This window comes from Mesorhizobium sp. M7A.F.Ca.CA.004.04.2.1, from assembly GCF_004022825.1.
Lineage (GTDB): Bacteria > Pseudomonadota > Alphaproteobacteria > Rhizobiales > Rhizobiaceae > Mesorhizobium.
Map to the genome: position 1 here is coordinate 1 of NZ_RZPH01001082.1, position 1950 is coordinate 1950.

The window sequence follows — 1950 nt, forward strand, 5'->3', positions numbered from 1 at the left end:
CGCCGTTCACGACTGGAGGCCGATGCTGGCCCGCCTCGATCAGGCGATCTCGGAATTCCGCTATACGGCCGTGCCGCTCGACAAGAAGAGCGTTGCCGAGGCCCTCGCCTTCCTGGAGTGGCTGCGCGACGACAATTTCACCTTCCTTGGCATGCGCGAGTTCAAATACACCGGCGGCGAAGAAAGCGGTACGCTGGAGCGCGCTGAAAAGCCCGGCCTCGGCATCCTGTCCGACCCCGACGTGCTGGTGCTCAGGCGCGGCACCGAAGCGGTGACGACGACGCCGGAAATCCGCGCCTTCCTGCACGGGCCGGAGCCGCTGATCGTCACCAAGGCCAATGCCAAGTCGTCCGTGCACCGCCGCATCTATCTCGATTACATCGGCATCAAGACCTACACCGCCAAGGGTACGCTCGCGGGCGAATTGCGCATCGTCGGCCTGTTCACCTCGACCGCCTACACGCGCTCGGTGATGAAGATCCCGTATCTGAGGTCAAAAGCCGAAACCATCATCGCCAAGTCCGGCTTCGACCGGCACGATCACTCCGGCAAGGCGCTGATCAACGTGCTGGAAAGCTATCCGCGCGACGAATTGTTCCAGGTGCCGGTGCCGATCCTGAGGAAGCACGCCGCTGCCATTCTGGGCCTGGTCGAGCGGCCACGCGTGCGGGCGCTGGTGCGCGCCGACCAGTTCGACCGTTTCGTCTCGATCCTCGTCTTCGTGCCGCGCGACCGTTACGACAGCGTCGTGCGCGAGAAGATCGGCTCGTATCTGAAGACCGTATTCGAAGGTCGGCTGTCGGCCTATTACCCGGCCTTCCCCGAAGGCGGGCTGGCGCGCGTGCACTTCATCATCGGCCGCTCCGGCGGCAAGACGCCGAAGGTCGAGCAAGCGACGATAGAGGCGGCGATCCGCGACATCGTGCGTACCTGGGAGGACGCCCTTTCCGATGCGGCCGAGGCCAGTGGCGGCGACCAGGCTTTGAAGGCGATTGCCGCGCGGCTGCCGGAAAGCTACCGCGATTCGTTCAGCGCGGCGGTGGCGCTGGCCGATGCCAGGCGCATTGCCAAGATCAGCGCCGGCAATCCGATCGCCATCGATTATTATCGTCATGCCGAGCAGAAACCGCATCAGGCGTCGCTGAAAATCTATCACCATGGCAGCCCGGTGGCGCTGTCGCGGCGGGTGCCGGTGCTGGAAAACATCGGCTTCCGCGTCATCAGCGAGCGCACCTTCGAGGTCGGCGACGAACAATCCGGCCTGGTCTTCATCCATGACATGGAGTTGGAGAACAGCTACGGCAAGCCGATCGACCTGACTGACGGCGGCGGGCTGTTCGAGGACGCGTTCCTGTCCGTCTGGCGCGGCGACGTCGACAATGACGGCTATAACGGCCTTGCCCAGACCGCCGGCTTGTGGTCGGGCGAGATCACGATCCTGCGCGCCTATGGCCGCTATCTGCAGCAGGTGGGCATTCCGCAAAGCCAGGATTTCATCGCCGCCGCGCTCAATCGTTATCCCGACATAGCGCGGGGCCTGCATGCGCTGTTCATCGCCCGGCTTGGCCCGACGGCCGAGACCGAAGGCGTGGTGGCCGCAAAGCACCTCAAGGCCAAGATCAAGGACGCGCTGGAGGATGTGCCGAACATCGATGACGACACCATCATCCGGCGCTATCTCAATCTGATCGAAGCCTCGCTGCGCACCAATCATTTCGTTGCCGATACGAAAGAGAAAGGCCAGTCGCTGGCGATCAAACTCGATTCGCACGCGGTCGAGGGCTTGCCGGCGCCGCGGCCGTGGCGGGAGATCTTCGTCTACGGTTCCGAGGTCGAAGGCCTGCATCTGCGCTTCGGTCCGGTGGCGCGCGGCGGCCTGCGCTGGTCCGACCGCGCCCAGGACTACCGCACCGAGGTGCTCGGCCTGGTCAAGGCACAGCAGGTCAAGAA

General features: G+C 64.3%; 1 protein-coding gene. It reads left to right on the forward strand.

All coding sequences use genetic code 11. The features are described 5' to 3' along the window. Positions 1–1950 (forward strand): NAD-glutamate dehydrogenase domain-containing protein (locus EN893_RS31500; protein ID WP_164901281.1); only part of this gene is annotated, 1950 nt, incomplete at both ends.